We start from the raw sequence: 26,516 nt of genomic DNA, 5'->3' as shown, positions 1-26,516 counted from the left end.
CCCGATAGTATGTCACAGGAATGTGAAACAAAAGTCAGACGTTGAGGAAGAAAATGCGAAGACCAGATGGTCTTCGCGAAAAGACTTAACCGTGCTGCTTATCTCTCATCATTATTGCTGTGGCAGCAGAAATCAGACAACCCGCCATCAGGTAAATGGCTACACTGTGCCAGTCTCCGCCGGAGAACGTGACCAGTGCTGCAGCAATAAACGGGGTAAAGCCGCCGCCAACCACGCTGGCGACCTGATAGCCAACTCCTGCGCCACTGTAGCGGTAGCTTGCGCCAAACAAGCCGGTAAACATGGGTTGCTGGACACAGACCACCATGTCGTGGGCGATGTTTGCCAGCATAATCGCGAAAAATACGATCCAGAAGATTGACTGTGCTTCCAGGGCCATAAAGAACGGGAATGCGCTGAGTGTGCCGACCAGCGCCCCGGTAATGTAGACCCGGCGACGACCAAAGCGGTCGGCAAGCCAGGCAAAGCAGGGGATAGTCAGACAACTTAGCCCACCTACCAGCAGCCCGATATTGAGAAACAATTCGCGTGGTAGTCCCAGATTTTGGGTGGAGTAGTTGAGTGCAAAAGCGGTGACTATATACATCGTCAGCAGTTCACAAAGGCGCAGGGCAATAATTTTTAAAAATGCCCCCGGGTGGCGGGTTAGCGCTTCGATGACCGGTAGTCGTTTTTTCGCCTGCGGTGGTTCTTGTTTTTGCAGCTCGAACTCTGCGGACTCTTCCATTCTGTTACGCATCCACAATGCGCCCAGAACTAATACGATGCTGAACAGGAACGGAATACGCCAGCCCCAGCTCAGGAACTGTTCATCAGTCGTTTGCGAGCTAATCAGCGAGACTAACCCTGTAGAGAGCAGCAAGCCGACACCGTAACCCACCTGAACGCCGCTGCTGTAGAACGCTTTTTTATTTTTTGGGGCACTTTCGACGGAAAGTAATGCCGCGCCGCTCCATTCACCGCCGACGGCGAATCCCTGAACGGCGCGCAGTGTCACCAGTAAGATGGGGGCCCACCAGCCGATGGTGTCAAAAGAGGGGATAATGCCAATCAACGCAGTGGCAATCCCCATCATCCAGACAGTGAGCATCAGCATGCGCTTACGGCCAAGGCGATCGCCGAAGTGCCCGAATATTATTCCACCCAATGGGCGGAACAGAAATCCGACACCAAAGGTGGCGAACGCGGCGAGCGTACCCATCGCGGGACTTATCTGCGGGAAAAACTCGCGATTGAAGACCAGTGCGGCAGTGATGCCATAAAGCAGAAAATCATACCAGTCGACCACGGCACCAGCGAAGCTACCGAGTGCTGCGCGTCGGGCGCGGCTAAGCGAAGATGTGTCCTCCTGGGGACCCGTGGAGATGAGGGTGGAATCCATAGTTATCCTGTCTGTACTGATTTCTAATTATTAGTATTGGAATAAGGTTACGCACATTGCAGTCGATATATTAACGACTGTTATGAGACTACCGCGACAGACGGGAAGAGAAAACGATTTTATCCCTTATAACGGGGCAAGATGAAAAATAAGACGAAAGGAAAAACAGAAAAACAAAAAGCCCGCTTAAGTTTCCTTAAGCGGGCTTTTCTAAATTTGGCTCCTCTGACTGGACTCGAACCAGTGACATACGGATTAACAGTCCGCCGTTCTACCGACTGAACTACAGAGGAATCGTGTGAACGGGGCGAATATTAGCGATGCCGGTCAGCGTTGTCAAAGCCTGAATGTAGAAACGCGATCGTTTGCTGAAATATTCTTCATTTCGCCGTTTATTCAGACGCAACGGGTTGTTTTATACACTTTTCACGTTCCTGGCGTGGATATTTCCACAGCCATCGACCGGTGACCATTCGCCAGTAAAATAGCGCGGCGCGGACCGCCCAGTCGAAGAACATCCCCATCCAGACGCCGACCACTCCCCATCCTAATACGATCCCTAGGGTATAACCTGCTACAACACGGCAGCCCCACATACCCAGCATGGAAACCCACATAGCAAAACGTGCATCACGCGCTCCCTTAAAACCAGCGGGAAGGACCCAGGATGCTGCCCATATCGGCATAAATGCCGCATTGAGCCAAATCAGTATGACTATGACCTCTTTTACGTCCTGATCGTGGGTATAAAACGAGGCCATGACACCGGCAAACGGTGCAGTCAGCCAGGCGATGGCAGTTAAACCGATTGTGGATAACCAAAATACGTGTCGCAACTGAATTTCTGCCTGGGCAATCTGCCCATTACCCAGGCGTCTGCCGGTAATGATGGTGGATGCGGATCCTAATGCGTTTCCCGGCAGGTTAATCAGAGCCGCAATAGAAAATGCGATGAAGTTACCGGCAATAACGCTGGTACCCATACCCGAGACAAACATCTGAGTTAATAGCTTGCCACCGTTAAACAAAACGGATTCGATACTTGCAGGAATACCTATCCCCATCACCTCCCAGATAATGGCGAGATTTAACGGCTTAAAATAACTTTTCAGTGAAATACGCAGCGCTGGGTTAAAACCAATCTTCAGCACCCAGATAATGGCGATAGCACCAATGTAGCGGGAAATCGTTAACCCAAGACCTGCGCCTACAAATCCCAGCCCTTGCCAGGAAAAAATGCCGTAGATCAGGATGCTACTGATGATGATATTCAGTATATTCATGCCGCCGTTAATCAACAGCGGTATCTTGGTATTCCCGGCCCCACGCAGTGCTCCGCTACCGATCAATGCAATGGCTGCTGCCGGATAACTGAGCACCGTTAATTCCAGATAGGTCAGCGCCAGTGCCTTTACTTCGGGAGTCGCTTCACCGGCGACAACATTAATAATCTGCTCGCCAAAATAGTGAATCACCGCTGCCAGCACGATGGCAAAAATCGTCATGATTACCAGTGACTGTCTGGCGGCAGCTCTGGCCCGTCGGCGATCGCGTTTCCCAAGGCTAAAAGCAACGACCACCGTCGTGCCAAGATCGATAGCGGCGAAAAACGCCATGATAACCATATTGAAACTGTCGGCGAGTCCGACACCCGCCATTGCTTCCTTACCCAACCAGCTAACAAGGAAAGTACTCAGTACTCCCATCAATAATACGCAGGTATTTTCCAGAAAAATGGGAATGGCTAAAGGAGTGATTTCACGCCAAAAGAGTACTTTGTAACTCTTGCGTTTGGCATACCAGGGCGTACGGGAAACGACCTGACGTAAGGCAGCGGACACGTTCAAAGTGGACCTTAATGAAGAAAGTTGAAACCTCATTTCAAATGATGAGGGAGAATCAAAAAAGCTGCAAAGTTTTTTCCATATAAAATGTCTGTAAATGCAACAAACTGTCGAGAGAAGCACCAATTGATACTCAATGAAGGAAATGGGGTTTGACAAAAGATTTTTCGCCGCTAAGATAAGCCTCCACAACGATTCCTCTGTAGTTCAGTCGGTAGAACGGCGGACTGTTAATCCGTATGTCACTGGTTCGAGTCCAGTCAGAGGAGCCATATTTAAGAAGCCTGCTTAGGAAACTAAGCAGGCTTTTTGTTTTTTTAGCGTTTACATTTCTCTGCCTGGGTAAGCGTTAACGTCAGCTTTAGTCCCCCGTATTTTGGCTATGAGTGCAAAATCCACCCGATGAGCAGGTGGAATTTTTGCCAGTATGAAATATTGTTTCAGTACTATGTCTGAGCAATAGCAACGGGAAATGGTTATAAGAGCAGCATAAGGAAAACTTTTTGCTTAAAAAATCGAGGGTTAAAGTTGAAAGAGCGTGAGTAACTCACTCATACTCTATACTCGCAGAGTAGCTCGGCGTAGCATGGCACAACGAAGGGCTCTTAATGAAAAAGGAAAACGTCGTGGCAGAAGAAACTATATTCAGCAAAATTATTCGTCGTGAAATCCCCTCAGATATCGTGTACCAGGACGAACTGGTCACAGCGTTTCGCGATATTGCACCTCAGGCGCCTACGCATATCCTGATTATTCCAAATGTCCTGATCCCAACCGTTAATGATGTTACGGCTGAACATGAGCAGGCGTTGGGGAGAATGATCACGGTCGCGGCGAAGATCGCTGAGCAGGAAGGCATTGCCGAAGATGGATATCGTTTGATCATGAATACCAACCGCCACGGGGGTCAGGAGGTGTATCACATTCATATGCATCTACTGGGTGGGCGTACTCTTGGTCCAATGCTTGCGCATAAAGGTCTTTAATAATGACCAGAGGATGCTTAGTGCTGTCACTGGGGGTGCTGTTACTGGCAGGCTGTCGTTCACATCCTGAAATTCCGGTGAGTGATGAACAGTCGCTGGTGATGGAATCAACGATACTGGCTGCAGGTATAACAGCAGAACAGCCTGCGTTAACCACGTCTGATATTCAGCCCTCTGCATCCTCACGACTCTATAACGAAAGACAAGAACCCGTTACCGTTCATTATCGGTTTTACTGGTATGACGCCAGAGGGCTGGAGATGCACCCTCTGGAAGCGCCACGCAGCGTCACTATCCCGGCACGTTCGTCGGTGACTCTGTACGGCAGCGCCAATTTTCTGGGGGCGCACAAGGTTAGACTTTATCTTTATTTGTAAGGGGTGAATCTTGATGATCAAAATGAATCGCTACGCATTGATTGCCGCGCTGGCGATATTTCTCTCTGGTTGTGTGGCGCAACGAGAGCCAGCGCCGGTAGATGAAGTCAAACCGGTGCCGGAGCAGCCCGAGCAACCGCAACAGCCGGTACCGGTTGTCCCAACGGTGCCAACCATACCGCAGCAGCCTGGTCCGATTGAACATGAGGATCAAACGGCGCAGCCGACGCCCCGGGAACGTCATTATGACTGGAATGGCGCAATGCAACCGATGGTGGCGAAAATGCTGCAGGCTGATGGCGTCAAAGCTGGAGGTGTCTTGCTGGTCGACAGCGTGAATAATCGCACCAATGGTTCTCTCAACTCTGGTGACGCAACCGAAACATTGCGTAATGCGCTGGCGAATAACGGCAAATTTACCCTGGTCTCGGCACAACAATTGTCGCTGGCGAAGCAACAATTAGGTTTATCACCACACGACAGCCTGGGTACGCGCAGTAAAGCCATTGGTATTGCCCGTAATGTAGGAGCGCAGTATGTGCTGTATTCCAGCGCTTCCGGCAACGTCAATACGCCGGCACTGCAAATGCAATTAATGCTGGTACAAACTGGCGAGATAATCTGGTCAGGTAAAGGTGCTGTTCAGCAACAATAACAGACTGACGCGCGACGAGGTTTTGTCGCGCTATTTCCCGCAGTATCATCCCGTCGCGGGCAGCCAAAGCGGCTTGAGCGGCGGGAGCTGTATCATCGAAAATCATCCCCATCGTTTAGTGCTGCGCTGCCATCATGATCCTCACGCGCCCGAGTCCCATTTTTTACGGCACTATCATGCGCTGAAAAAACTGCCCGAAAGTCTTGCTCCCAAACCCTGTTTTTATACACAAGGGTGGATGGCAGTAGACTATTTTCACGGTAAGGTAGAATCCAGATTACCGGAAGCCGACGAACTTGCAGGCTTACTGTATCATCTTCACCAACAACCTCGTCTGGGCTGGCAAATCAGAGTGCTGCCATTACTTGAACAGTACTGGCAGTGTTGTGATCCGGCGCGCCGGACGCCTGGTTGGTTGCGCGTGCTAAAGCGGTTAAGAAAACAACGCGAACCTCGCCCGATACGTCTCGGGCCGTTACATATGGATGTCCACGGCGACAACATAGTGCGCACAGCGTCGGGGCTGCGGTTGATTGACTGGGAATATGCCGGAGACGGTGATATTGCGCTGGAGCTGGCTGCGGTGTGGACCGTTGATGAATCTCAGCACCGGCAACTGGTGAACGCCTATGCTCAGCATGCGCACATTGATCCGGATGCCCTCTGGCGGCAGGTCAGACAGTGGCAACCGTGGGTGATGGTGCTGAAGGCGGGGTGGTTCGAGTATCGCTGGCAGCAAACCAGCGATCGACAATTTATCAGGCTGGCCGATGAAACCTGGCGGCAGCTAACAATGAAAGGATAAGGAGAGCAGTGTGGGTCCAGTAATGTTGGATGTCGAAGGGTATGAGCTGGACGCTGAAGAGCGTGAGATTCTGGCGCATCCGCTGGTGGGTGGGTTGATCCTCTTTACCCGAAATTACCACGACCCGGAACAGTTGCGTGAACTTGTTCGCCAAATCCGTGAGGCATCACGTAATCATCTGGTGGTGGCAGTGGATCAGGAAGGGGGGCGTGTACAGCGTTTTCGTGAAGGGTTTACCCGCCTGCCGGCGGCGCAATCTTTTGCTGCACTGCACGGACTGGAAGAGGGAGGCAAGCTGGCTCAGGATGCCGGATGGCTCATGGCCAGTGAAATGATTGCGATGGACATCGACATCAGCTTTGCCCCCGTCCTGGATGTGGGCCATATTAGCGCGGCGATTGGCGAGCGTTCTTACCATGCCGATCCAATAAAGGCGCTGGCAATGGCAACCCGCTTTATTGATGGCATGCATGCCGCGGGCATGAAAACCACCGGTAAACATTTCCCCGGGCATGGGGCGGTGACGGCGGATTCGCACAAAGAGACACCAACCGATCCGCGACCGGAAGCGGAAATTCGCGCCAAAGACATGTCGGTGTTTAAGACGTTAATTACGGAAAATAAACTTGATGCCATTATGCCGGCACACGTGATCTATAGTGAAGTCGATCCGCGTCCGGCGAGTGGTTCCCCCCACTGGTTAAAAACGGTGCTGCGTCAGGAGCTTGGTTTTGATGGGGTGATCTTCTCCGACGATCTGTCGATGGAAGGCGCAGCTATCATGGGGAGCTACGCAGAGCGTGGGCAGGCATCGCTTGATGCAGGTTGCGATATGATCCTGGTCTGCAATAATCGTAAGGGAGCGGTCAGTGTGTTAGATAATCTGTCGCCGATCAATGCGGAACGTGTTACACGTTTGTATCATAAAGGTTCATTTTCGCGTCAGGAACTGATGGATTCGGCACGCTGGAAAACGATTAGCGCCCAGCTCAACCAGCTTCATGAGCGCTGGCAGGAAGAAAAAGCAGGTCATTAACGCACGTTTGGTGAGGATGCGATGATTATCTATTTACACGGTTTTGACTCTAACAGTCCGGGAAACCACGAGAAAGTGTTACAGCTGCAGTTCATTGACCCGGATGTCAGACTGATCAGCTACAGTACACGGCATCCTAAGCATGATATGCAGCATCTGCTGAAAGAAGTGGACAAAATGTTGCAGCTTAATGTGGACGATCGCCCGTTGATTTGCGGCGTGGGGTTGGGTGGTTACTGGGCTGAACGAATTGGTTTTCTGTGTGATATTCGGCAAGTCGTGTTTAATCCCAACTTGTTTCCGTATGAGAATATGGAAGGGAAAATCGACAGGCCCGAAGAGTATGCGGACATCGCCACAAAATGCGTGACTAATTTCCGTGAAAAGAATCGCGATCGGTGCCTGGTTATCCTTTCACGCCATGACGAAGCACTGAACAGTCAACGTTCCTCTGAGGAGCTGCACCACTTCTATGAAATTGTATGGGATGAAGAACAAACCCATAAATTCAAAAATATCTCTCCTCATTTGCAGCGAATCAAAGCGTTCAAGACGTTAGGTTAGTCGCCGATTTACGTTGAACAAAGCCAGCCTTCGGGCTGGTTTTTTTGTTGTTAAAGCTAGGGTTGTCTATCTTTTCATCATCAAAACTTGATACATATCAATTTTGGTATGACCAATGCACCGTTCGTGTTATTCTCAGTCTCGAAGAAGATTTTCATTATCGTAACTTGTTGTTAATTAAAGGCTATGTTAATAACTTTTAATTAACAATTGGTTAATAAATTTAAGGGGGTCACGTTGACTACACCATTAAAAAGAATCGTTATTGTCGGCGGTGGTGCTGGTGGACTGGAAATGGCGACGCAGCTGGGAAAAAAACTGGGGCGTAAGAAAAAGGCAAAAATCACGCTGGTAGACAGAAACCACAGCCATTTGTGGAAACCCTTACTGCACGAAGTGGCGACGGGATCCCTGGATGAAGGCGTTGATGCGCTGAGCTATCTGGCACATGCGCGTAACCACGGCTTCCAGTTTCAGCTTGGCTCGGTTGTAGATATCGATCGTGAAGCGAAGACCATCACTATTGCTGAGCTGCGCGATGAGAAGGGTGATCTACTGGTTCCTGAGCGTAAAGTGCCTTACGACACGTTGGTGATGGCGCTTGGCAGTACGTCCAACGATTTCAACACGCCGGGTGTCAAAGATAATTGCATCTTCCTCGATAACCCGCATCAGGCGCGTCGTTTCCACCAGGAAATGTTGAATCTGTTCCTGAAATACTCCGCGAATCTGGGCGCGAATGGCAAAGTGAATATCGCCATTGTGGGAGGTGGTGCAACAGGTGTAGAACTCTCCGCCGAGTTGCACAATGCGGTAAAACAACTGCATAGCTATGGGTACAAGGGGCTGACCAACGAAGCGCTGAATGTGACTCTGGTGGAGGCCGGTGAAAGAATTCTGCCAGCATTGCCGCCGCGGATTTCCAGTGCTGCGCATAATGAACTGACCAAGCTGGGCGTGCGTGTATTGACTCAGACGATGGTGACCAGCGCTGATGAGGGCGGGTTACATACTAAAGATGGCGAGTACATTGAAGCCGATCTGATGGTGTGGGCGGCAGGTATCAAAGCGCCAGACTTTATGAAAGACATTGGTGGTCTGGAAACTAACCGCATCAACCAACTGGTGGTGGAGCCTACTCTGCAAACCACACGCGATCCGGATGTTTATGCTATTGGTGACTGTGCTTCCTGCGCCCGCCCGGAAGGTGGCTTTGTTCCACCGCGCGCTCAGGCTGCTCATCAGATGGCTTCCTGCGCGATGAACAATATTCTGGCGCAGATGAATGGCAAGCCGCTGAAAGCGTATCAATACAAAGACCACGGCTCTCTGGTTTCCCTCTCCAACTTCTCTACCGTGGGTAGCCTGATGGGGAACCTGACGCGCGGTTCGATGATGGTGGAAGGGCGTATTGCGCGCTTTGTGTATATCTCACTGTACCGTATGCACCAGATTGCGTTGCATGGTTACTTCAAAACCGGTCTGATGATGCTGGTTGGCAGTATTAACCGTGTGATTCGTCCACGTCTGAAATTGCATTAAAATATCAAATAACCGGGCCACACAGTGGCCCGGTAGACGTTTTTCAGCTCCTGCCCTCCTACTATATCGAAACATGGCCTTCCTTGAGATCCAATAGTGAACCTGACCGATGAGCCGCGCGAGTCGATGAGTCTCTCCACTGAAGTGCTAAGTATGCAGTTTGTATTCTGGCAGATACCGATCACCGGGTTAAGCAATGTACCAACCGGAATGGTAGTGGCTGCAGGTTTTTATTCGAACAGCATTATATGACATCCTGTTCTGCGTGATTCAGAACCGTCTGAATCACGCTGCTTTCGCGCTTACCCTCGCTATTTTCATCCCCATTCTGATTGGCATTCCTTACATCCTGTTGCAAAGTTGTTGCTAATAGCAAAAAAGGAGGATGTCCCGTGAATAAATCAATGTTGGCGGGTATAGGGATTGGCGTGGCGGCTGCGCTGGGCGTGGCGGCGGTAGCCAGTCTGAACGTTTTTGAACGTGGCCCACAATATGCACACGTCGTCTCTGCGACGCCGATAAAAGAAACGGTAAAAACGCCGCGTCAGGAGTGCCGTAACGTTACCGTTACCCATCGTAAACCTGTGCAGGATGAGAATCGTATTGCCGGTTCGGTACTGGGCGCTGTTGCGGGTGGTGTTATCGGTCATCAGTTTGGTGGTGGACGAGGTAAAGACATTGCGACCGTCGCTGGTGCTTTAGGTGGCGGTTATGCTGGTAACCAGATCCAGGGTTCAATGCAGGAAAACGATACATACACCACCACACAGCAACGTTGTAAAACGGTGTATGACAAGTCGGAAAAAATGCTTGGTTACGACGTAACGTACAAAATTGGCGATCAGCAGGGCAAAATCCGGATGGATAAAGATCCTGGTTCGCAAATTCCACTGGATAACAATGGCCAGTTGGTTCTGAATAACAAAGCGTAAAAAAGCTTTACTCTGCACATCAATTAGCCCCCCAATCGCTCAGGCTGGGGGGCTTTTTTTATCAGAAGGTTAAGGCATAGTTCAGACCAAAGGTGCGACCGCGGCCTTTGTATTCATAGAGTGAAGGGCTACCGTAGGTTGGGCTGTAAAGTAACGGTGCACGTTGTCCCCAAAGTGTGGTGTATTCTTCATTCAGCAGGTTTTCAACGCTGAAGGTCAGTTTACCCAGCGGGAGCTGATAGCTGCCTATGAAATCCATGGTGTTATACCCGTCCAGCTTGTTGCCGCTGGCGTCGCTCAGGTCAAATGTCTGCTGACTCTGTATACGTAACGACCACGGTTCAGGCGCCCAGCCGACCCAGGCGGTTGCTTTTGATGGCGAGGCCAGTGTGACGTCCCACTTCTGCCATTTGCCGTTCTGTTTGACTTCCGATTTGATGATATTGGAGTTACTTCCCAGGCTCCAGTCAGTGTCAGCAATGAAATAATCCACGGCACCTTCGAGGCCATATATCCGGCGATCGTCTGGTTGTACGTTAATGGTCATATCGCTGCGGTTAATGACAATCGACTTATCCGAGGTAGAGTAGTAGGCCGCCAGTTGAGTGCGCAGGCTATCACCGGTGTAGCGCCAACCCAGTTCGAAAGAGTTTACCTTTATGCCTTCCAGCCGAGAATCTGCCACATTGACACTACGCTGGAGTTGATAATGGTCACCGACAAGTGAGTAAGTACCGTTCTCGTAGTATTTCCCCGGATCGGGAAGCTCCACACCCTGAGAGAAATTAAACCATGTCTGCTGACGGTCAGTCAGATGTGCAAGAATGCCCGCATTAAACAGGAAATTATCGTAATCAGTTTTCCCGCCAGGAATCACATCTGCAGAGTGTGCCAGCCCATTAGCAATCCCTTGTTGCTGCGCATAGCCGACAAAATCATCAACCCGGTTTTCGGTCCATTGATAGCGAACGCCGGCACTTAACGTGAAGATGTCGTTTATGTCATAGCTGTTTTGCAGGAAAGGCGCGAAGTTGGTAATGCTGTAACCAGGATAACGCCCGGTGGTATAGGCGGTGCGGTTATCCATGCCGCCAGAGGGCAGGGACCAGGCAAGATCAAAGAATTTCTGGTTGGAGTCGAAGGTTTCATGGTCCGCATCGATACCCCATGTCAGCTCCCAGTTCTCCATCAGTTGGCTATTAAGGGTAATTTTTGCGCCAAATTGATCGGTATCCTGCTGTGATGCGGAGAAACTGGTGACTTTGCCTTTGCTCAGTGTAGGGAAGGGGTAGAATGTCAGAGATTCATCACGGTAGTAAACCTGACTGACCAAATTCTGGCCGAAGAAGTCAGCATCGGAATATTGCAGGCTGATAAGATGACGCTCCGTGCCGGGAATGCGATCGGAACTCAGACCGCTGCTGGTGTAGGCTTTCCCCGTTCCCGTCACCGCCGACATATTCTCGCCCAGATATAATCCGTAATCATCATCCCCCTGGTTTTTATAGTACTGGGTTACCAGTTGTAGTTGACGGTTGTCATCAATCTCTATTGTCCCGGTGCCCATGATGTCGAGACGATCGGAATGCTGAAGGCCGGTTTGAGTGTTATCCAGCATTAAGGCATCGTTGTTGCCGTCATACCAGCCGCCAAATCGTTGATAAGCGACGGACATGCGTCCGGAAGCGTGATCGGTTCCTCCGCTGACAGCTGCGGCGACACGTTCGTCATGATCGTTACTGTTGTTGAAGCCGCTTTTGCTTCCCAGTTCGAGTTCAACTTCGCGTTCTGGCTGGCCTTTTTTGGTGACAATATTGATCAACCCACCGGTACTTCCACCGCCATACAACGACGTTGCACCAGAGATAACCTCGATATGCGCAATATTAAAGGGGTCAATGGAATCCAGTTGGCGGCTGTCGGTACGGGAGGAGTTCAGGCGAACACCGTCAATCAACACAACGATGGCGCGTCCACGCATGTTCATCCCGTAGTTCGTCCGTCCCTGACTGCTGACGTCAATTCCAGGGATTAACTGAGCCAGCACATCTTTGAACTCTTTACCACCCTGAACCTGCTGTTCAATCTCGCTGCCTTCAATGACCCAGGTGGTTTGCGCCATTTCAGCCACAGTTCGCTGGCTACGGTTGGCGCTGACGATGAGATTTTCTTCTTCATTCTGTGCCGCCATTACCGGCAGGGTTAAAGATAATAAGATTGGATTGAGCACCCAAAGACGCTTATTCATTCGCATTCCTTTTAAAAAAGAGTCGGTCTGTTTTTTTTATTGCGGCGTAGAAACCGATAGTTACATTGGGAAATGGATGTTAAAACAAATGCGAATATTGCTGATATTGATTGTGATTATCAATTGTTTTTACAAAAATGTAGCATTAAGGTTATGAAAACAATGATAAAAGTAGGGTGATTCAGAGGGGGTCGGGAGCGAGATAAACTCCCGATAATCTTAGAAATGAAAATTTGTCACGGTAAAGCATTACTCTTTGAGTAATTCTGGCCACAGCCGCAAGGTAGTATGTGTTATCTGCATCAGTTTTTCGAACGTTGCGCCTTCACGGGCACTGATCGACATCCCTTGTAAAATACAGTTCAGAAATTCGGCCAGTTTCTGCGGATCGCAGTGGGCAGGAATTTCACCATGTTCCTGGCGTTGGCAAAGAAACCGGGCAAGCGTCTGTTCCTGCATAGCGTGGCGGGTTTTAACCGTGTGTGCAATGTCACGGGAGGAAGCAGCAAGCGTTGCGGAGGTATTAATCATAAAACATCCCGCAGGTGTGTCCTTGCTGGTGAAACAGGTGGCTATGGCTGTGAAATAGTCTTCCAGTGCAGACTCAAGACTTTTTTCTTCGCAAAAAAGCTGAGCTTCATGTTTTGCCGCAAAACGGCTGATGTAGCGGTCCAGCACGGCGCGAAATAATCCTTCTTTATTGGTAAATTCCGCATACAGCGTGGGCGCTTTAGCACCGGTTGCTTCCACGAGATCGGAGAGCGATGTCGCTTCATACCCGTGCTGCCAGAAGAGTGTCATGGCCTTATCAAGCGCGGCTTCCCTGTCGAACACTTTTGGTCGGCCACGGCTTTTCTTTGTACAACTCGTTGTTTCAGTTGTCATGGTGCCGTCGTACCTGATTGGGTTTGTTGAATAACCATTATAAAAATATTCGACCACACTCTCCAGCAGATTCACGATAAAAATAATTCATGGCTATTAGCATGAAAGATAAGGCCTTTATGATTTGTATAACGATCATTATAAAAAATTGTTGACGTGTGACCTGGATCACATCTATGATTTACCTATCGATCGTTAAGTTAATCTTTGCGACGCACATTCATCTGCTAAAGGTCACAATTATGAAAAACGTACAAACACTCCTTCTTGCTACCGTTCTGAGTTCACTTTCATTCGCCAGCTTTGCTGCTGTTGAGGTTCAGGCAACGCCTGCAGACCAACAGAAAGTTGGGACTATTTCTGCTAATGCAGGTACCAACTTAGGTTCTCTGGAAGATCAACTGGCACAGAAAGCGGATGAAATGGGCGCGAAGTCGTTCCGCATTACTTCCGTTACCGGTCCTAACACCCTCCACGGGACTGCGGTTATTTATAAATAAGTTTTAACCCATCGTAATGCCACTGCGATTTAAATAAAAAACCCCGCTGAACAACGTCCAGCGGGGTTTTTTCATGGGTTGTGTTTTACAGTGTCTGCTGAGTAACGTCGTGATGGCGTGTCACGTCGACCGGCATCCCTGAGCGTAGCTCCATCGCATGCTCCATGACGGTCTGGTCCGTTTGCACTGCATTTTTAAAGTTCTGCATTGACGTATTCAGTACGATCGGCAGTACCTGCGGGTCGTCATCTATATTTTTCGACAGCGGTTGGTGCACTTCAACCAGACGCATACCGTTTGGTTCAACAGACGCTTTAATTGGCGTGTTAATGATATTGACCTTTGTTCCAGGAGTTACCTGGCGGAATAAGGTCTCAATATCGCCATCGCGCAGGCGAATACAACCAGAGCTGACGCGCATACCGATACCAAAATCAGCGTTTGTGCCATGCAGCAGATAAACACCACCGTATGCCGCTAAGCGAATGGCATGGTGGCCCATGGGGTTGTCCGGGCCAGCAGGTACCACAGCCGGTAGGTCGATCCCCTGCGCTTTATAACGTGCGCGAATATTAGTGGTTGGCGTCCAGGTTGGGTTGGCTCGTTTATCTGAAATGGTGGTAACCATTGTTGGTGTCAGTGTGTCTCCGCCCAACTGACCGATGCCAATGGGATACACGGTCACCGAATTTTTACCCGGATGATAGTAATAAAGACGCAGCTCAGCGAGGTTAATCACAATGCCTTCGCGCGGTGCATCCGGCAGCAAGGTCTGCAACGGAATAGTCAGCACACTGCCCGCCCGAGGTACGAAAGGATCAACGCCAGGATTCGCCTGTAGCAGAGCTAAAAAACCAACGTTGTATTTTTTCGCAATAGCTTCCAGTGAACCGCCATTATTTTCGACAACGTGAACGGCGTTTTTACCAACCACCTTGCTTCCGGGAGGAGGTAGCGGCCAGGTATTTGCCTGAGCCGGAAGGGCCAAAACCATGGTTGCGGCGAGCGTAACAAATGTGAACCAGCGAGAGATAGATATATTGTTTAACATCACCATAAATCCATTGTTTTTACGTGGTTATTGTTATGTAAAAGTAAACAGGAATTATGGCGGTTTGCTCTGTCGGGAAGTGCAGGGAAGTGCAAAGAGTTTGTAAATACCGGGTCGGGTGAGCGTTGTTCTCACCCGACCCGCCGTTTACGCTACCGCGTTCTCTTCAAGCTGGCGCATAAACTGACGCACCCATTCGATGCGTTTTTTTCGCTCGCTCAGTTCCTGCATGAATTTCAGACGGGTAGGGCCATCCAGACGGAAATGTTGCGGCTGTTTTTGCAATAGTCCAATCAACCAGACCGGGTTGACGTGGTTTTTCTCTGCAAACTCAATCGTGCCACCTTTTTCATTTCCCTCGAGCTTTCTGATACCCAGTTTCTGTGCCTGCTGGCGTAAACGGGCGACATCCAGCAATGTCCTGGCCGGATCGGGCAGCAGACCGAAACGGTCGATCAGCTCGACCTTGATCTCTTCCAGCTCATTTTCGTTCTTCGCACTGGCGATGCGTTTATAGAACGACAGTCGTGTATTAACATCGGGAATGTAGTCATCTGGTAGCAGCGACGGTACCCGTAATTCCACTTCAGTTTGCTGACTGGTGAGATCTTCCAGCGACGGTTCCCGGCCTTCTTTCAGAGCATCGACAGCGTTTTCCAGTAGTTCCATGTACAGCGAGAAGCCGATGGTTTCCATTGAGCCACTCTGGTCTTCACCCAGCAGTTCACCCGCACCGCGAATTTCGAGGTCGTGAGTTGCCAGCGCAAATCCGGCACCCAGATCTTCCAGCGAGGCGATAGCTTCAAGGCGTTTTTGGGCATCAGTCGTCATTGCTTTCGGATGCGGTGTCAACAGCCAGGCGTAAGCCTGGTGGTGCGAACGCCCGACGCGACCGCGTAACTGGTGTAACTGTGCCAGCCCAAAATGGTCTGCGCGCTCGATAATAATGGTGTTGGCGGTTGGGATGTCGATTCCGGTTTCAATAATGGTGGTGCACACCAGCACGTTAAAGCGCTGGTGATGGAAATCGTTCATCACGCGTTCCAGTTCCCGTTCGCGCATTTGTCCGTGTCCAATGGCAATGCGCGCTTCAGGCACCAGCTCCGCCAGCCGATCGGCAGTTTTCTGGATATTCTCGACATCGTTGAACAAATAATAGACCTGACCACCGCGCAGAACCTCACGCAGGATTGCTTCACGTACCACCAGATTGTCATACTCACGAACAAAGGTTTTAACCGCCAGGCGACGGGCAGGAGGTGTAGCGATAATCGACAGATCGCGCATGCCGCTCATTGCCATATTGAGGGTTCGCGGGATGGGTGTTGCCGTCAGCGTCAGAATATCTACGTCAGCGCGCATCGCTTTAATGCGCTCTTTATGTCGTACGCCGAACCGGTGCTCTTCATCGACGATAAGCAGGCCCAAATCTTTTAGCTTCACATCACTTTGCAGCAGTTTGTGAGTACCAATCAGGATATCGATTTTCCCCTCAGCGACCTGTTCGAGAATTTGCGCCTGCTCTTTGGCACTGCGGAAACGGGATAGCATCTCAATGCGTACTGGCCAGTTGGCAAAGCGATCGCGGAAGTTGTCAAAGTGCTGCTGGGCGAGCAGGGTGGTCGGTACCAGCACGGCGACCTGTTTGTGGTTCTCTACGGCAAGGAATGCAGCACGCATCGCCACTTCGGTTTTACCAAAGCCCACATCGCCACAGACCAGTCTGTCCATTGCCAGTGGCTGACACATGTCGCTGAGTACAGCGTTAATGGCCTGGGCCTGATCCGGTGTGGTCTCAAACGGGAAGCTGTCACAGAACAACTGATACTGTTCACGATCATGCTTAAAGGCAAAACCTTCTTTTGCGGCGCGTTGGGCGTAGATATCCAGCAGTTCTGCTGCGACATCGCGAACTTTCTCGGCGGCTTTCTGACGGGCACGCGACCAGGCATCGCCGCCAAGTTTATGCAGTGGCGCATTCTCTTCCGCACCACCGGCGTAGCGGCTAATAAGATGTAACGACGACACCGGCACATACAGTTTGGCGTCATTGGCGTAGGTGAGCATCAGATACTCACCAGTGATACCGCCGGCTTCCAGGGTGGTCATACCGGCATAGCGTCCCACGCCGTGTTCAAGATGCACCACCGGCTGACCTGGGTGCAGTTCAGCGAGGTTACGGATTAATGTGTCCGGATTGATGGTGCGGCGCGAGTCCTGACGGCGACGCGCCACTCGCTCACCGAGAAGATCGCTTTCGCAGATCAGCGCCAGATTCCGGTTGCTGTCGATGAACCCGTGTTCCGCTGAGCCAATCATCAGATAGCGACCGGCATCGACCGCTTCATCGAGGCGTAAAATACGTTTCGGAGCAATCTTGATGCGGGCGAGAAGGTCGCCAAGCGCTTCACGGCGTCCTTCACTTTCAACCGAGAAAATCACCGGGCCATCAAATGATTCGAGAAATTTACGTAACGCATCCAGTGGTGCTTTTTGCTGCGCTTGTACCGCCAGGTCCGGGAGCTTCTTGAATCCCAGGTTGGTATTTGCAGCTTTTTTCGGCAAGCTCTCAGTTTTGAGCTGAACGCGTGGCCAGCGTTTAAGCTCAGAGAACAGCTCATCCACGCGTAACCACAATGATTCCGGCGGCAGAAGAGGGCGCATCGGATCGACGCCCCGGTTTTCGAAGCGCGATAGCGTATCGACCTGAAAGCGTTCTGCGCTGGTCTCTAAATCGCCAGTATTCACCAGCAGCGTATTTGCGGGGAAGTAGCTGAAAAGCGGCGGCAGCGGTTCGCTGAAAAACAGCGGCTGCCAGTATTCGATCCCGGCAGGCAGCGTGCCTTTACTGACCTGCTGGTAAATATGCTCCGCATCGCGTTTAACTTCAAAAGTATCGCGCCACTGGCTACGGAACAGCTCGATGGCCGTTTTATCCGTAGGGAATTCGTGTGCGGGTAATAAGTTAATAGCGTCGACTTCTTCCAGTGTGCGTTGAGTATCTGTATCAAACAGACGCAAACTGTCAATTTCATCATCAAAGAAATCAAGGCGGTAAGGCAGTTCACTGCCCATCGGAAACAGGTCCAGTAACGCGCCGCGTGTGGCATATTCGCCGTGTTCCATGACCTGGTCAACGTGGCGATAACCTGCGCTGTCCAGTTGCTCACGCAGGGCATCGCGCGACAGGCGTTGGCCTTTTTTCATCACCAGTGCATGGCCGTGCAGATAGCTGTGTGGGCACACGCGCTGCATCAGAGTGTTTACCGGCACAATCAGTACACCGCGCTGCATGGAAGGCAGTTGATACAATGTAGAGAGCCGTGAGGAGATGATTTCCTGATGAGGGGAAAAACTGTCGTATGGGAGTGTTTCCCAGTCTGCAAGGTTCATCACCATCTGGTCGGTGAACTGACGAATTTCATCATGCAGGCGCAGGGCATTTTGCATGTCCGGCGCGATGAGCACCACCGGACCAGCGTGGTGCTCGGCGATTTCTGCCACCAGCGTAGCGCAGGCGGCACCGGTAAGTTCACCTAACTGGCGCTGATCGCCAGCTTTCGCTGGGAGCGTATAACGATGTTGTTCAGGCATAACGGTTGTCAGGATCTCGTTTAGATATACGTCTGATAAGCAATGTTCTTTATTATCCGTGATCGTTTCTCATAAGCAAATTGAATCGCCCCCAAATGGGGGCAAAAAACGGTGAGGTTAGCGGGTGACGGTCGCCAAAGTCGGCGGGGAAAAAAGCAGATCGGCCACGGCTTTCTGCGAAAACTTTTGCACTATAAGTCCGGCGAGGGTGCACAATAACAAACTGGCAAACGGATAAATGAGTAACACAGCCAGTTCCGCTTTTGCAGGCCATGCGGCGTGATTCAGTTTGGGGATTAGCGTTAAGCTGAACGCCTCGACCAGGATACGGTGCGTGGTGTAGATAGCGATGGTGTTCGCGCCAATCACACTTAATAGACTGTTGGCCCGCATGCCAAAGCGCTGCTCGAACTGATAAAACATTTTCATAATAAGCACAATGGAGAGCAGTGACAGTAGCAGCGAAACATTTGCCAGCCAGGCCATGACGGACAGTAAGGCGGTAAATGTAAATATCAGAGCGTGGCGGCCCAGGGGAACTTCTTTAATCCACGCCATCAGCGTTGCGCCAGACCAGGCACCGAGGCTGTAATACGGCAGATTGCGTAATACGCTGTTCATTCCCCACCACGGCGTTGGGAAGAAGTTTATCGCTATACTGAGCAACATCAACAGCGGCAGCAGCGGAAATGCCCAGCGGTTGAAAGTTTTACACAGGATAAAGTAGACCACCAGTGCGTACAGATACCACAGGCTGGTGCTGGCAGTAAGCATGCCACGCGTAAAGTCACGCGCGGAATCGGCATAAGCAGCATTGGCTGCATGGGCCAGGTCGCGTTCCGGGGCCAGCCAGCCATTGAGCGTCGTTAATGCGAGCCATTGCACTATTCCCCACAGTACCAGTACCCAGACAATATTCCAGATCCGCTTATCCACACAGGTGGTCCAGGAGACGCTGTCGATATAACGACGAATGAGATAACCCGAAATAAAGAAAAATACTGGCATCCGAAACGGTGCCAGATACAGGTTGAGGTAAATCCAGCTTTTGGCCAGCATTTCTGCAAGAGGATGCTGAAAAGTGGTGAGATGAGGGTAAAAGGTAATAACTGAGTGGTAAATAACCACCAGACATATACATAACCCTTTGATTTGATTAATCCATAATTCTTTTTGGTTCATTGCGACGGCGTATCCATATTGAGTGAGATAGTCTGTCATCCTGCGGATACAGGGGAACGCTGTAATGCGTAACCGTCTGCTTTTTATTTTTTTCAGATTAAGATCAGGGACAAAGAACGATGCGAGGAGAGATAACTATAGTGAATTGATTTGTTTATGCTTTTCAGATTAAAGCTGACGAACACTTACGGTTCAGTCATTTACCCATTCCGCTTTCGCTTATATACTCGTGGCTTTGCTACAGCAACCAGACGGATTTCATGTATCAACCTGTCGCTCTATTCATCGGCCTGCGTTATATGCGTGGGCGTGCAGCTGATCGCTTCGGTCGCTTCGTTTCCTGGCTCTCAACCATAGGCATTACTCTCGGGGTAATGGCACTGGTCACGGTATTGTCGGTAATGAACGGTTTCGAGCGCGAGCTGCAAAATAACATTCTTGGTCTGATGCCTCAGGCCATTCTCTCTTCTGAACAGGGCTCCGTTAACCCGCAACAGCTGCCTGAAAAAGCCGTGGTATTGAATGGCGTCAATCGTGTTGCACCGCTGACGACGGGGGATGTCGTCCTGCAAAGTGCGCGCAGCGTTGCTGTTGGCGTTATGCTGGGCATTGACCCGGCGCAAAAAGATCCGCTGACGCCGTATCTGGTCAATGTGAAGCAAACAGATCTCGCACCGGGCAAGTATAATGTCATCCTCGGTGAACAGCTTGCCGGGCAGTTGGGCGTGAACCGGGGTGATCAAGTCCGCGTTATGGTGCCGTCAGCCAGCCAGTTCACGCCAATGGGACGTCTGCCAAGTCAGCGTTTGTTCAATGTGATTGGCACTTTTGCCGCCAACAGCGAAGTCGATGGCTACCAGATGCTGACCAATATCCAGGACGCATCACGTCTGATGCGCTATCCAGCGGGCAATATCACAGGCTGGCGTCTGTGGCTGAACGAACCATTGAAGGTCGATACACTGAGTCAGCAAACGCTGCCGCAGGGGACTAAGTGGCAGGACTGGCGTGAGCGCAAAGGCGAGCTGTTCCAGGCTGTGCGGATGGAAAAAAACATGATGGGACTGCTGTTGAGCCTGATCGTGGCTGTCGCGGCGTTCAATATTATTACTTCGCTGGGCCTGATGGTGATGGAGAAGCAAGGGGAAGTGGCAATTTTACAAACCCAGGGGCTAACGCCGCGACAAATAATGATGGTGTTTATGGTTCAGGGGGCCAGCGCAGGTATTATTGGCGCGCTGCTGGGCGCTGTGCTGGGAGCGTTGCTTGCCAGCCAGTTGAATAACCTGATGCCAATTATCGGGACGCTCCTGGATGGCGCAGCGTTGCCGGTCGCTATTGAACCACTACAGGTTATCGTCATTGCGCTGGTGGCAATGGCCATCGCGCTGCTGTCTACGCTTTATCCTTCCTGGCGCGCTGCCGCCACTCAACCCGCTGAGGCTTTACGTTATGAATAAGATCCTGTTGCAATGCGACAACCTGTGCAAACGCTATCAGGAAGGCTCCGTACAAACTGATGTGTTGCACGATGTCAGTTTTTGCGTCGGCGAGGGTGAAATGATGGCGATTGTCGGCAGCTCAGGCTCCGGCAAAAGTACCTTGCTGCATCTGCTGGGTGGCTTGGATACGCCGACGTCAGGCGATGTGATTTTTAGCGGCCAGCCAATGAGCAAACTTTCGTCTGCGGCAAAAGCGGAGTTACGTAATCAGAAGCTCGGTTTTATTTACCAGTTCCACCATCTGTTACCGGATTTTACCGCGCTGGAAAACGTGGCGATGCCTTTGTTAATCGGTAAGAAAAAACCGGCTGAAATTACCGAGCGTGCGCGCGATATGCTGAAAGCGGTTGGGCTGGATCACCGTGCCAGCCACCGTCCTTCTGAACTTTCGGGCGGCGAGCGCCAGCGTGTGGCTATTGCTCGCGCATTGGTGAATAACCCGCGTCTGGTCCTCGCGGATGAGCCGACGGGTAACCTTGATGCGCGCAACGCGGACAGTATTTTCGAGCTTCTGGGAGAACTGAATCGTTCTCAGGGCACGGCATTTCTGGTGGTGACGCACGATCTGCAACTGGCGAAGCGAATGAGTCGTCAGCTTGAAATGCGCGATGGTCGTCTGACGGCTGAACTGAGCCTGATGGGAGCAGAGTAATGGCTTCGCCTTTATCGTTATTGATTGGGCTGCGCTTTAGCCGTGGTCGGCGGCGCGGTGGCATGGTCTCGCTGATTTCCGTTATTTCTACCATTGGTATCGCATTAGGTGTAGCGGTATTGATCGTTGGTTTGAGCGCCATGAACGGCTTTGAGCGCGAGCTGAATAACCGCATTCTGGCGGTTGTTCCGCACGGTGAGATTGAAGCGGTTAATCAGCCCTGGAACAACTGGCAGGAAGCACTGGACAACGTGCAGAAAGTGCCGGGTATTGCGGCAGCAGCACCCTACATCAACTTTACCGGACTGGTGGAGAGTGGGGCGAATTTACGCGCCGTACAAGTGAAAGGTGTTGACCCCAAACAGGAACAGCGTCTGAGTGCGCTGCCTTCGTTTGTGCAAAACCACGCCTGGGACAATTTCAAAGCCGGTGAGCAACAGGTCATTATTGGCAAAGGTATTGCCGATGCGTTGAAGGTGAAACAGGGTGACTGGGTGTCGATTATGATCCCTAACGCCAGTGCCGATCACAAGTTACAGCAACCTAAGCGCGTGCGATTACATGTCACAGGCATTCTGCAACTGAGTGGTCAGCTCGATCACAGCTTCGCTATGATCCCAATGGAAGATGCGCAGCAGTATCTGGATATGGGATCCAGCGTTTCCGGGATCGCCCTCAAGGTTAACGATGTCTTTAATGCCAATAAACTGGTCAGAGATGCCGGTGAAGTAACCAATAACTATGTCTACATTAAGAGTTGGATTGGCACCTACGGCTATATGTATCGCGACATACAGATGATCCGCGCCATTATGTATCTGGCAATGGTCCTGGTGATAGGCGTCGCCTGTTTTAATATCGTTTCGACGTTAGTGATGGCGGTAAAAGACAAGAGTGGCGATATTGCGGTATTAAGAACGCTGGGCGCTAAAGATGGATTGATTCGCGCCATTTTTGTCTGGTATGGATTGCTGGCGGGTCTGTTTGGTAGCCTGACAGGCGTCGTTATCGGGGTTGTTGTCTCGCTGCAGCTGACGCCGATTATTAACGGGATTGAAGCAATTATCGGTCATCAGTTCCTCTCTGGTGATATCTATTTTATTGACTTCCTGCCATCCGAATTACACTGGCTGGATGTTATTTACGTGCTGGTTACAGCATTATTGCTGAGTCTTTTAGCGAGTTGGTATCCGGCGCGGCGCGCCAGTAATATTGATCCTGCGAGAGTACTTAGCGGCCAGTAAAAATAATAAGGAGCGGTGATGTATTACGGATTTGACATCGGCGGGACTAAAATTGCGCTAGGCGTTTTTGATAACCAACGTCGTTTGCAGTGGGAAATTCGTGTCCCTACGCCACGCGACAGCTATGAGGCTTTCCTGGATGCAGTTTGTAATCTGGTGACGGAAGCCGATCAGCGATTTGGTGTCAAAGGTTCGGTGGGTATTGGTATCCCCGGTATGCCGGAAACTGAAGACGGTACGCTGTACGCGGCTAACGTTCCTGCCGCCAGTGGCAAACCGCTCCGCGCCGACCTCAGTGCTCGGCTGGATCGTGATGTTCGCCTGGATAATGATGCCAACTGTTTTGCACTCTCCGAAGCCTGGGACGATGAGTTCACCCAGTATCCCTTAGTGATGGGATTAATCCTCGGCACGGGCGTTGGTGGAGGCCTGATCCTTAATGGGAAATCCATCACTGGACGCAGTTATATCACCGGTGAGTTCGGTCATATCCGTTTACCAGTAGATGCGCTGACGCTGATGGGGTTTGACTTCCCGTTGCGTCGCTGTGGTTGTGGTCAACTGGGATGTATCGAGAGCTATCTATCCGGTGGCGGATTTGCGTGGCTGTATCAGCATTACTACCATCAACCGCTGGATGCCCGCGAAATTATCTCGCTCTGGGAGCAGGGTGATGAGCATGCGCGCGCGCACGTCGAACGCTATCTGGATTTGCTGGCGGTTTGCCTGGGGAATATCCTGACTATCGTCGATCCTGATTTAGTGGTGATTGGTGGTGGTTTGTCGAATTTTACCGCGATAACAACGCAACTGGCAGACCGACTGCCACGCCATCTGCTGCCAGTTGCCCGTGTGCCACGTATTGAGCGGGCACGACACGGTGATGCGGGTGGGATGCGCGGGGCCGCTTTCCTACATCTTACCGATTAATACAAAGAGGTTGTTATGCTGTCGCGTCGGGGTCATTGGTTAAGCCGTTTTCGTAAAAATAAACGCCATATGCGCGATCGCCTGCGTCAACGGATCTTTTTCAGAGACGGAGTGGTGCCTGAATTGATGGAAAAACCAAGAGTATTAGTCCTGACGGGAGCGGGGATTTCTGCCGAGTCAGGTATTCGTACCTTCCGCGCTGCGGATGGCCTTTGGGAAGAACATCGGGTTGAGGATGTTGCGACCCCGGAAGGATTTAGTCGTAATCCAGGGCTTGTTCAGTCGTTTTATAACGCTCGCCGCCAACAACTTCAGCAGCCCGAGATCCAACCAAACGCTGCGCATATCGCGCTGGCGAAACTCGAAGAAGAGCTTGGCGACCGTTTTTTGCTGGTGACGCAGAACATCGATAATCTGCATGAACGTGCGGGTAGCCGGAATGTTATCCATATGCATGGCGAGCTGCTCAAGGTACGCTGTTCGCAAAGCGGGCAGATTTTAGACTGGACGGAGGATGTCACTCCGGAAGATAAATGTCATTGCTGCCAGTTTCCGGCACAGCTTCGCCCGCATGTCGTGTGGTTTGGTGAAATGCCTCTGGGTATGGATGAAATCTATATGGCGCTGGCAATGGCGGATGTTTTCATTGCCATTGGCACATCGGGCCATGTCTATCCGGCTGCGGGTTTTGTGCACGAAGCCCGACTGCATGGGGCTCATACGGTGGAGTTAAATCTTGAACCGAGCCAGGTGGGAAGCGAGTTTGAAGAGAAGTATTACGGTCCGGCAAGTCAGGTAGTACCTGAGTTTGTTGAGAAGTTACTGAAAGGACTGTAAGCGTCTTTTGTGCCAAAGCCCTTACCGGCAACGTTCTTTAAGCCTGTACAAGCTGGCGGCTCTCGCGCAGGGCCGCCAGAATCAAAAATCCTGTAATGTAAAAACAACAGATCAGTGCCAACGCGCTCAGCCATATGGGCAGTCGGGTAATGTAAACCAGGCTGCACGAGATAATCACTAAAATAATCCCGGTGTACATAGGGTGCGCAATCCAGGCAAAAATGCCGCGTGTAACTCGTTTAGCGTTGGGTAAATAATATCCTGTCCAGGTGTGGCTGCCGCCAAGATCCCATTTCCCCTTGATAACCAGCGCGTTACCGATGATCGCTATCGCCAGGTACCCCCAGTCCGCTGGATTAATCTGATGATCAAAAAACAGACTGTAGCCAAAAGCCAGAATCGGCAGTAAGAAGGTCAGGCGCAATAGTCGGGTTGCTGCTATCGGCAGCAAAGGACGAGCGCCTACCGGTTGAGGGCGAGGGAGAATAAAAAGAGTGAAAACAATGAGGTTAACCAGCTCAAGTAGCATCCATAGCGTTGCCATTGGGAGCCTCACAGCAGAGTCGGAATAGAGTAAGCGTAGCTGGTGGCGGGGGTAAATAAATCAGTCGAAAGACGTAATCAACTTCGGGGATTGCAGCTAGCAACCCGGCGTTGCCATGTTTCGCCGGGTTGCAAGAGTATTAGCGTCCTGCTTTCAGCTTCTGATAATACTCTTCATAAATAGCGCTGGCTGAACCGACATCGTTTTGCCATTCGCCTTTGCTGATAGTTTCCGCGTCAGGGTAGAGCGTTTTATCATTCGCCACGGCCGGGCTTAGCAGCTTACGCGCCGCCAGGTTAGGTGTTGGATAACCAATGGTTTCTGCTACTTCTTTCGCCACGTCCGGGCGCAGCAGGAAATTAATCAGTTTCAGCGCACCTTCTTTATTTTTGGCGTTCGCCGGAATAGACAAGCTATCCATCCAGAAAATACCTCCTTCTTTCGGCCACACGACTTCCAGTGGTGTGCCAGCCTGACGCGCGACAAATGCGGATCCGTTCCACACCATGCCCAGGTTCACTTCACCTTCCATATAGGGGTTCGCCGGGTTATCGGAGTTAAATGCGGCTACGTTGGGCATTAGCTTTTTCAACTCGTTATAGGCGGCTTCAATCTCTTTCGGATCGGTGGTATTGCCGGAATAGCCCAGTTTACGTAGTGCCATCTGGAATACTTCACGGGCATCATCAGTTAACAGCAGACTGCCTTTGTATTCAGGTTTCCACAGGTCTGCCCAGCTGGTTACGGTTTTCGGATCAATGGCATCACTATTGACGCCAATCGCCGTTGCCCCCCAGATGTACGGAATTGAGAAGTCATTGTTCGGGTCAAACGGCTTGTTGAGCATTTCCGGATCGAGGTTGTTGAAGTTGGTTAACTTCGACTTGTCAATTTTCTGGATCATGCCCTCTTTGCGCATCTTATCCACGTAATAGGTGGAAGGTACCACCAGGTCGTAGGCGCCTTCTTTATAGGTTTTGAGCTTGGCATACATGGTTTCATTCGACTCGTAGGTTGAATAAATAACCTTAATACCAGTCTCTTTTGTAAACTGTTCCAGCAGTCCTGGTGGAACGTACTCGGTCCAGTTATAGAAATAGAGTGTATTGCTATCGGAAGCTGTGGCAGTGTTCATGCCCAGTGCCAGAGCACCCGCCGCGAGCAGGTGGCGTGACCATTTTTTCATTTAACGTCCCCTGAGTAT

At 51.0% G+C, this 26,516-nt stretch carries 23 protein-coding genes and 2 tRNA genes; 15 read left to right on the top strand and 10 right to left on the bottom strand.

Features of this window, described 5'->3' with window-relative positions:
* Positions 1–85: 85 nt before the first annotated feature.
* The 3 genes from shiA to OGX98_RS10075 all read right to left on the bottom strand — a co-directional run bounded on the left by shiA (position 86) and on the right by OGX98_RS10075 (position 3,282).
* Positions 86–1,402, bottom strand: coding sequence for a shikimate transporter (gene shiA / locus OGX98_RS10085; protein ID WP_286595233.1), 1,317 nt, complete (start codon positions 1,400–1,402; stop codon positions 86–88).
* Positions 1,403–1,619: 217 nt separating this feature from the next.
* A tRNA-Asn gene (locus tag OGX98_RS10080) sits at positions 1,620–1,695 on the bottom strand.
* Between the two features lie 99 nt (positions 1,696–1,794).
* Positions 1,795–3,282, bottom strand: coding sequence for an EmmdR/YeeO family multidrug/toxin efflux MATE transporter (locus OGX98_RS10075; protein ID WP_286595232.1), 1,488 nt, complete (start codon positions 3,280–3,282; stop codon positions 1,795–1,797).
* A 160-nt stretch (positions 3,283–3,442) separates the two neighbouring features.
* Between OGX98_RS10075 and OGX98_RS10070 the strand changes: the two genes are divergently transcribed.
* The 9 genes from OGX98_RS10070 (at position 3,443) to OGX98_RS10030 (ending at position 10,143) form a co-directional block, all read left to right on the top strand.
* Positions 3,443–3,518 (top strand) — tRNA-Asn (locus OGX98_RS10070).
* A gap of 354 nt (positions 3,519–3,872) precedes the next feature.
* Positions 3,873–4,232 carry a purine nucleoside phosphoramidase gene (gene hinT / locus OGX98_RS10065; protein WP_045449566.1) on the top strand — a complete coding sequence of 120 codons (360 nt, stop codon included), beginning with the start codon at positions 3,873–3,875 and terminating at the stop codon, positions 4,230–4,232.
* A 2-nt stretch (positions 4,233–4,234) separates the two neighbouring features.
* Positions 4,235–4,609 carry a YcfL family putative periplasmic lipoprotein gene (locus tag OGX98_RS10060; protein ID WP_045441772.1) on the top strand — a complete coding sequence of 125 codons (375 nt, stop codon included), beginning with the start codon at positions 4,235–4,237 and terminating at the stop codon, positions 4,607–4,609.
* Between the two features lie 13 nt (positions 4,610–4,622).
* Positions 4,623–5,264, top strand: a complete 642-nt coding sequence (lpoB, locus tag OGX98_RS10055) for a penicillin-binding protein activator LpoB (RefSeq protein WP_045441778.1) — start codon at positions 4,623–4,625, stop codon at positions 5,262–5,264.
* Positions 5,245–6,069, top strand: a complete 825-nt coding sequence (gene thiK, locus OGX98_RS10050) for a thiamine kinase (RefSeq protein ID WP_225760768.1) — start codon at positions 5,245–5,247, stop codon at positions 6,067–6,069. Before lpoB ends, thiK begins: the two co-directional genes overlap by 20 nt.
* Before the next feature lie 10 nt (positions 6,070–6,079).
* A complete protein-coding gene (nagZ, locus tag OGX98_RS10045) occupies positions 6,080–7,105 on the top strand; it encodes a beta-N-acetylhexosaminidase (protein WP_045441780.1) in 1,026 nt (341 codons plus the stop codon).
* 21 nt (positions 7,106–7,126) lie between these two features.
* Positions 7,127–7,669: an alpha/beta hydrolase YcfP gene (ycfP, locus tag OGX98_RS10040; protein WP_003030817.1), complete on the top strand. Its 543-nt coding sequence runs from the start codon at positions 7,127–7,129 to the stop codon at positions 7,667–7,669.
* Between the two features lie 237 nt (positions 7,670–7,906).
* Positions 7,907–9,211, top strand: coding sequence for an NADH-quinone dehydrogenase (ndh, locus tag OGX98_RS10035; RefSeq protein WP_045441784.1), 1,305 nt, complete (start codon positions 7,907–7,909; stop codon positions 9,209–9,211).
* 392 nt (positions 9,212–9,603) lie between these two features.
* Positions 9,604–10,143 (top strand): glycine zipper 2TM domain-containing protein, encoded by a 540-nt coding sequence (locus OGX98_RS10030; RefSeq protein ID WP_045441787.1) that lies wholly within the window; start codon positions 9,604–9,606, stop codon positions 10,141–10,143.
* 61 nt (positions 10,144–10,204) lie between these two features.
* Here the strand turns inward: OGX98_RS10030 and OGX98_RS10025 are convergent, their stop codons facing one another.
* Both OGX98_RS10025 and comR read right to left on the bottom strand, forming a co-directional pair.
* Positions 10,205–12,391, bottom strand: coding sequence for a TonB-dependent siderophore receptor (locus OGX98_RS10025; RefSeq protein WP_286595231.1), 2,187 nt, complete (start codon positions 12,389–12,391; stop codon positions 10,205–10,207).
* Between the two features lie 249 nt (positions 12,392–12,640).
* Positions 12,641–13,276, bottom strand: coding sequence for a TetR family copper-responsive transcriptional repressor ComR (comR, locus tag OGX98_RS10020; protein WP_045441792.1), 636 nt, complete (start codon positions 13,274–13,276; stop codon positions 12,641–12,643).
* Positions 13,277–13,518: 242 nt separating this feature from the next.
* Here comR and bhsA point away from each other — a divergent pair, with 242 nt between their 5' ends.
* Entirely contained in the window at positions 13,519–13,776 is a 258-nt protein-coding gene (gene bhsA, locus OGX98_RS10015) for a multiple stress resistance protein BhsA (RefSeq protein ID WP_045449568.1), read from the top strand.
* An 85-nt stretch (positions 13,777–13,861) separates the two neighbouring features.
* Here the strand turns inward: bhsA and ldtC are convergent, their stop codons facing one another.
* From ldtC to OGX98_RS10000, 3 genes are all read right to left on the bottom strand, one after another.
* Positions 13,862–14,827, bottom strand: a complete 966-nt coding sequence (gene ldtC, locus OGX98_RS10010) for a L,D-transpeptidase LdtC (RefSeq protein WP_286493696.1) — start codon at positions 14,825–14,827, stop codon at positions 13,862–13,864.
* 147 nt (positions 14,828–14,974) lie between these two features.
* The gene (gene mfd / locus OGX98_RS10005; RefSeq protein ID WP_048221643.1) at positions 14,975–18,421 is read right to left on the bottom strand and encodes a transcription-repair coupling factor; all 3,447 of its coding nucleotides are present in this window, start codon (positions 18,419–18,421) and stop codon (positions 14,975–14,977) included.
* 117 nt (positions 18,422–18,538) lie between these two features.
* Positions 18,539–19,603, bottom strand: coding sequence for an acyltransferase family protein (locus OGX98_RS10000; protein WP_286595230.1), 1,065 nt, complete (start codon positions 19,601–19,603; stop codon positions 18,539–18,541).
* Positions 19,604–19,863: 260 nt separating this feature from the next.
* On the opposite strand from OGX98_RS10000, the gene lolC reads away from it, so the two are divergent.
* The 5 genes from lolC to cobB are packed head-to-tail and all read left to right on the top strand — an operon-like array spanning position 19,864 to position 24,768.
* Entirely contained in the window at positions 19,864–21,063 is a 1,200-nt protein-coding gene (gene lolC, locus OGX98_RS09995; protein WP_045441803.1) for a lipoprotein-releasing ABC transporter permease subunit LolC, read from the top strand.
* On the top strand, positions 21,056–21,757 hold the full coding sequence (gene lolD, locus OGX98_RS09990) for a lipoprotein-releasing ABC transporter ATP-binding protein LolD (RefSeq protein ID WP_045441805.1): 702 nt from the start codon (positions 21,056–21,058) through the stop codon (positions 21,755–21,757). The genes lolC and lolD overlap by 8 nt, the downstream gene beginning before the upstream one ends.
* Positions 21,757–23,001, top strand: coding sequence for a lipoprotein-releasing ABC transporter permease subunit LolE (gene lolE / locus OGX98_RS09985; RefSeq protein ID WP_045441808.1), 1,245 nt, complete (start codon positions 21,757–21,759; stop codon positions 22,999–23,001). Before lolD ends, lolE begins: the two co-directional genes overlap by 1 nt.
* Positions 23,002–23,019: 18 nt before the next feature.
* Positions 23,020–23,931, top strand: a complete 912-nt coding sequence (nagK, locus tag OGX98_RS09980; protein WP_286595229.1) for an N-acetylglucosamine kinase — start codon at positions 23,020–23,022, stop codon at positions 23,929–23,931.
* Between the two features lie 15 nt (positions 23,932–23,946).
* Complete coding sequence (cobB, locus tag OGX98_RS09975; RefSeq protein WP_286595228.1) at positions 23,947–24,768, top strand: Sir2 family NAD+-dependent deacetylase; 822 nt, start codon at positions 23,947–23,949, stop codon at positions 24,766–24,768.
* 37 nt (positions 24,769–24,805) lie between these two features.
* On the opposite strand, the gene OGX98_RS09970 is transcribed toward cobB, so the two are convergent.
* Positions 24,806–25,312 (bottom strand): methyltransferase, encoded by a 507-nt coding sequence (locus OGX98_RS09970; RefSeq protein WP_286595227.1) that lies wholly within the window; start codon positions 25,310–25,312, stop codon positions 24,806–24,808.
* A 139-nt stretch (positions 25,313–25,451) separates the two neighbouring features.
* Positions 25,452–26,498: a spermidine/putrescine ABC transporter substrate-binding protein PotD gene (gene potD / locus OGX98_RS09965; RefSeq protein ID WP_045441827.1), complete on the bottom strand. Its 1,047-nt coding sequence runs from the start codon at positions 26,496–26,498 to the stop codon at positions 25,452–25,454.
* Positions 26,499–26,516 lie beyond the last annotated feature (18 nt).

The organism is Citrobacter sp. Cm046 (assembly GCF_030333065.1).
Classification (GTDB): domain Bacteria; phylum Pseudomonadota; class Gammaproteobacteria; order Enterobacterales; family Enterobacteriaceae; genus Citrobacter; species Citrobacter murliniae.
The sequence above is the reverse complement of the archived record's forward strand: the minus strand, read 5'-3'. Positions and strand labels throughout refer to the sequence as shown.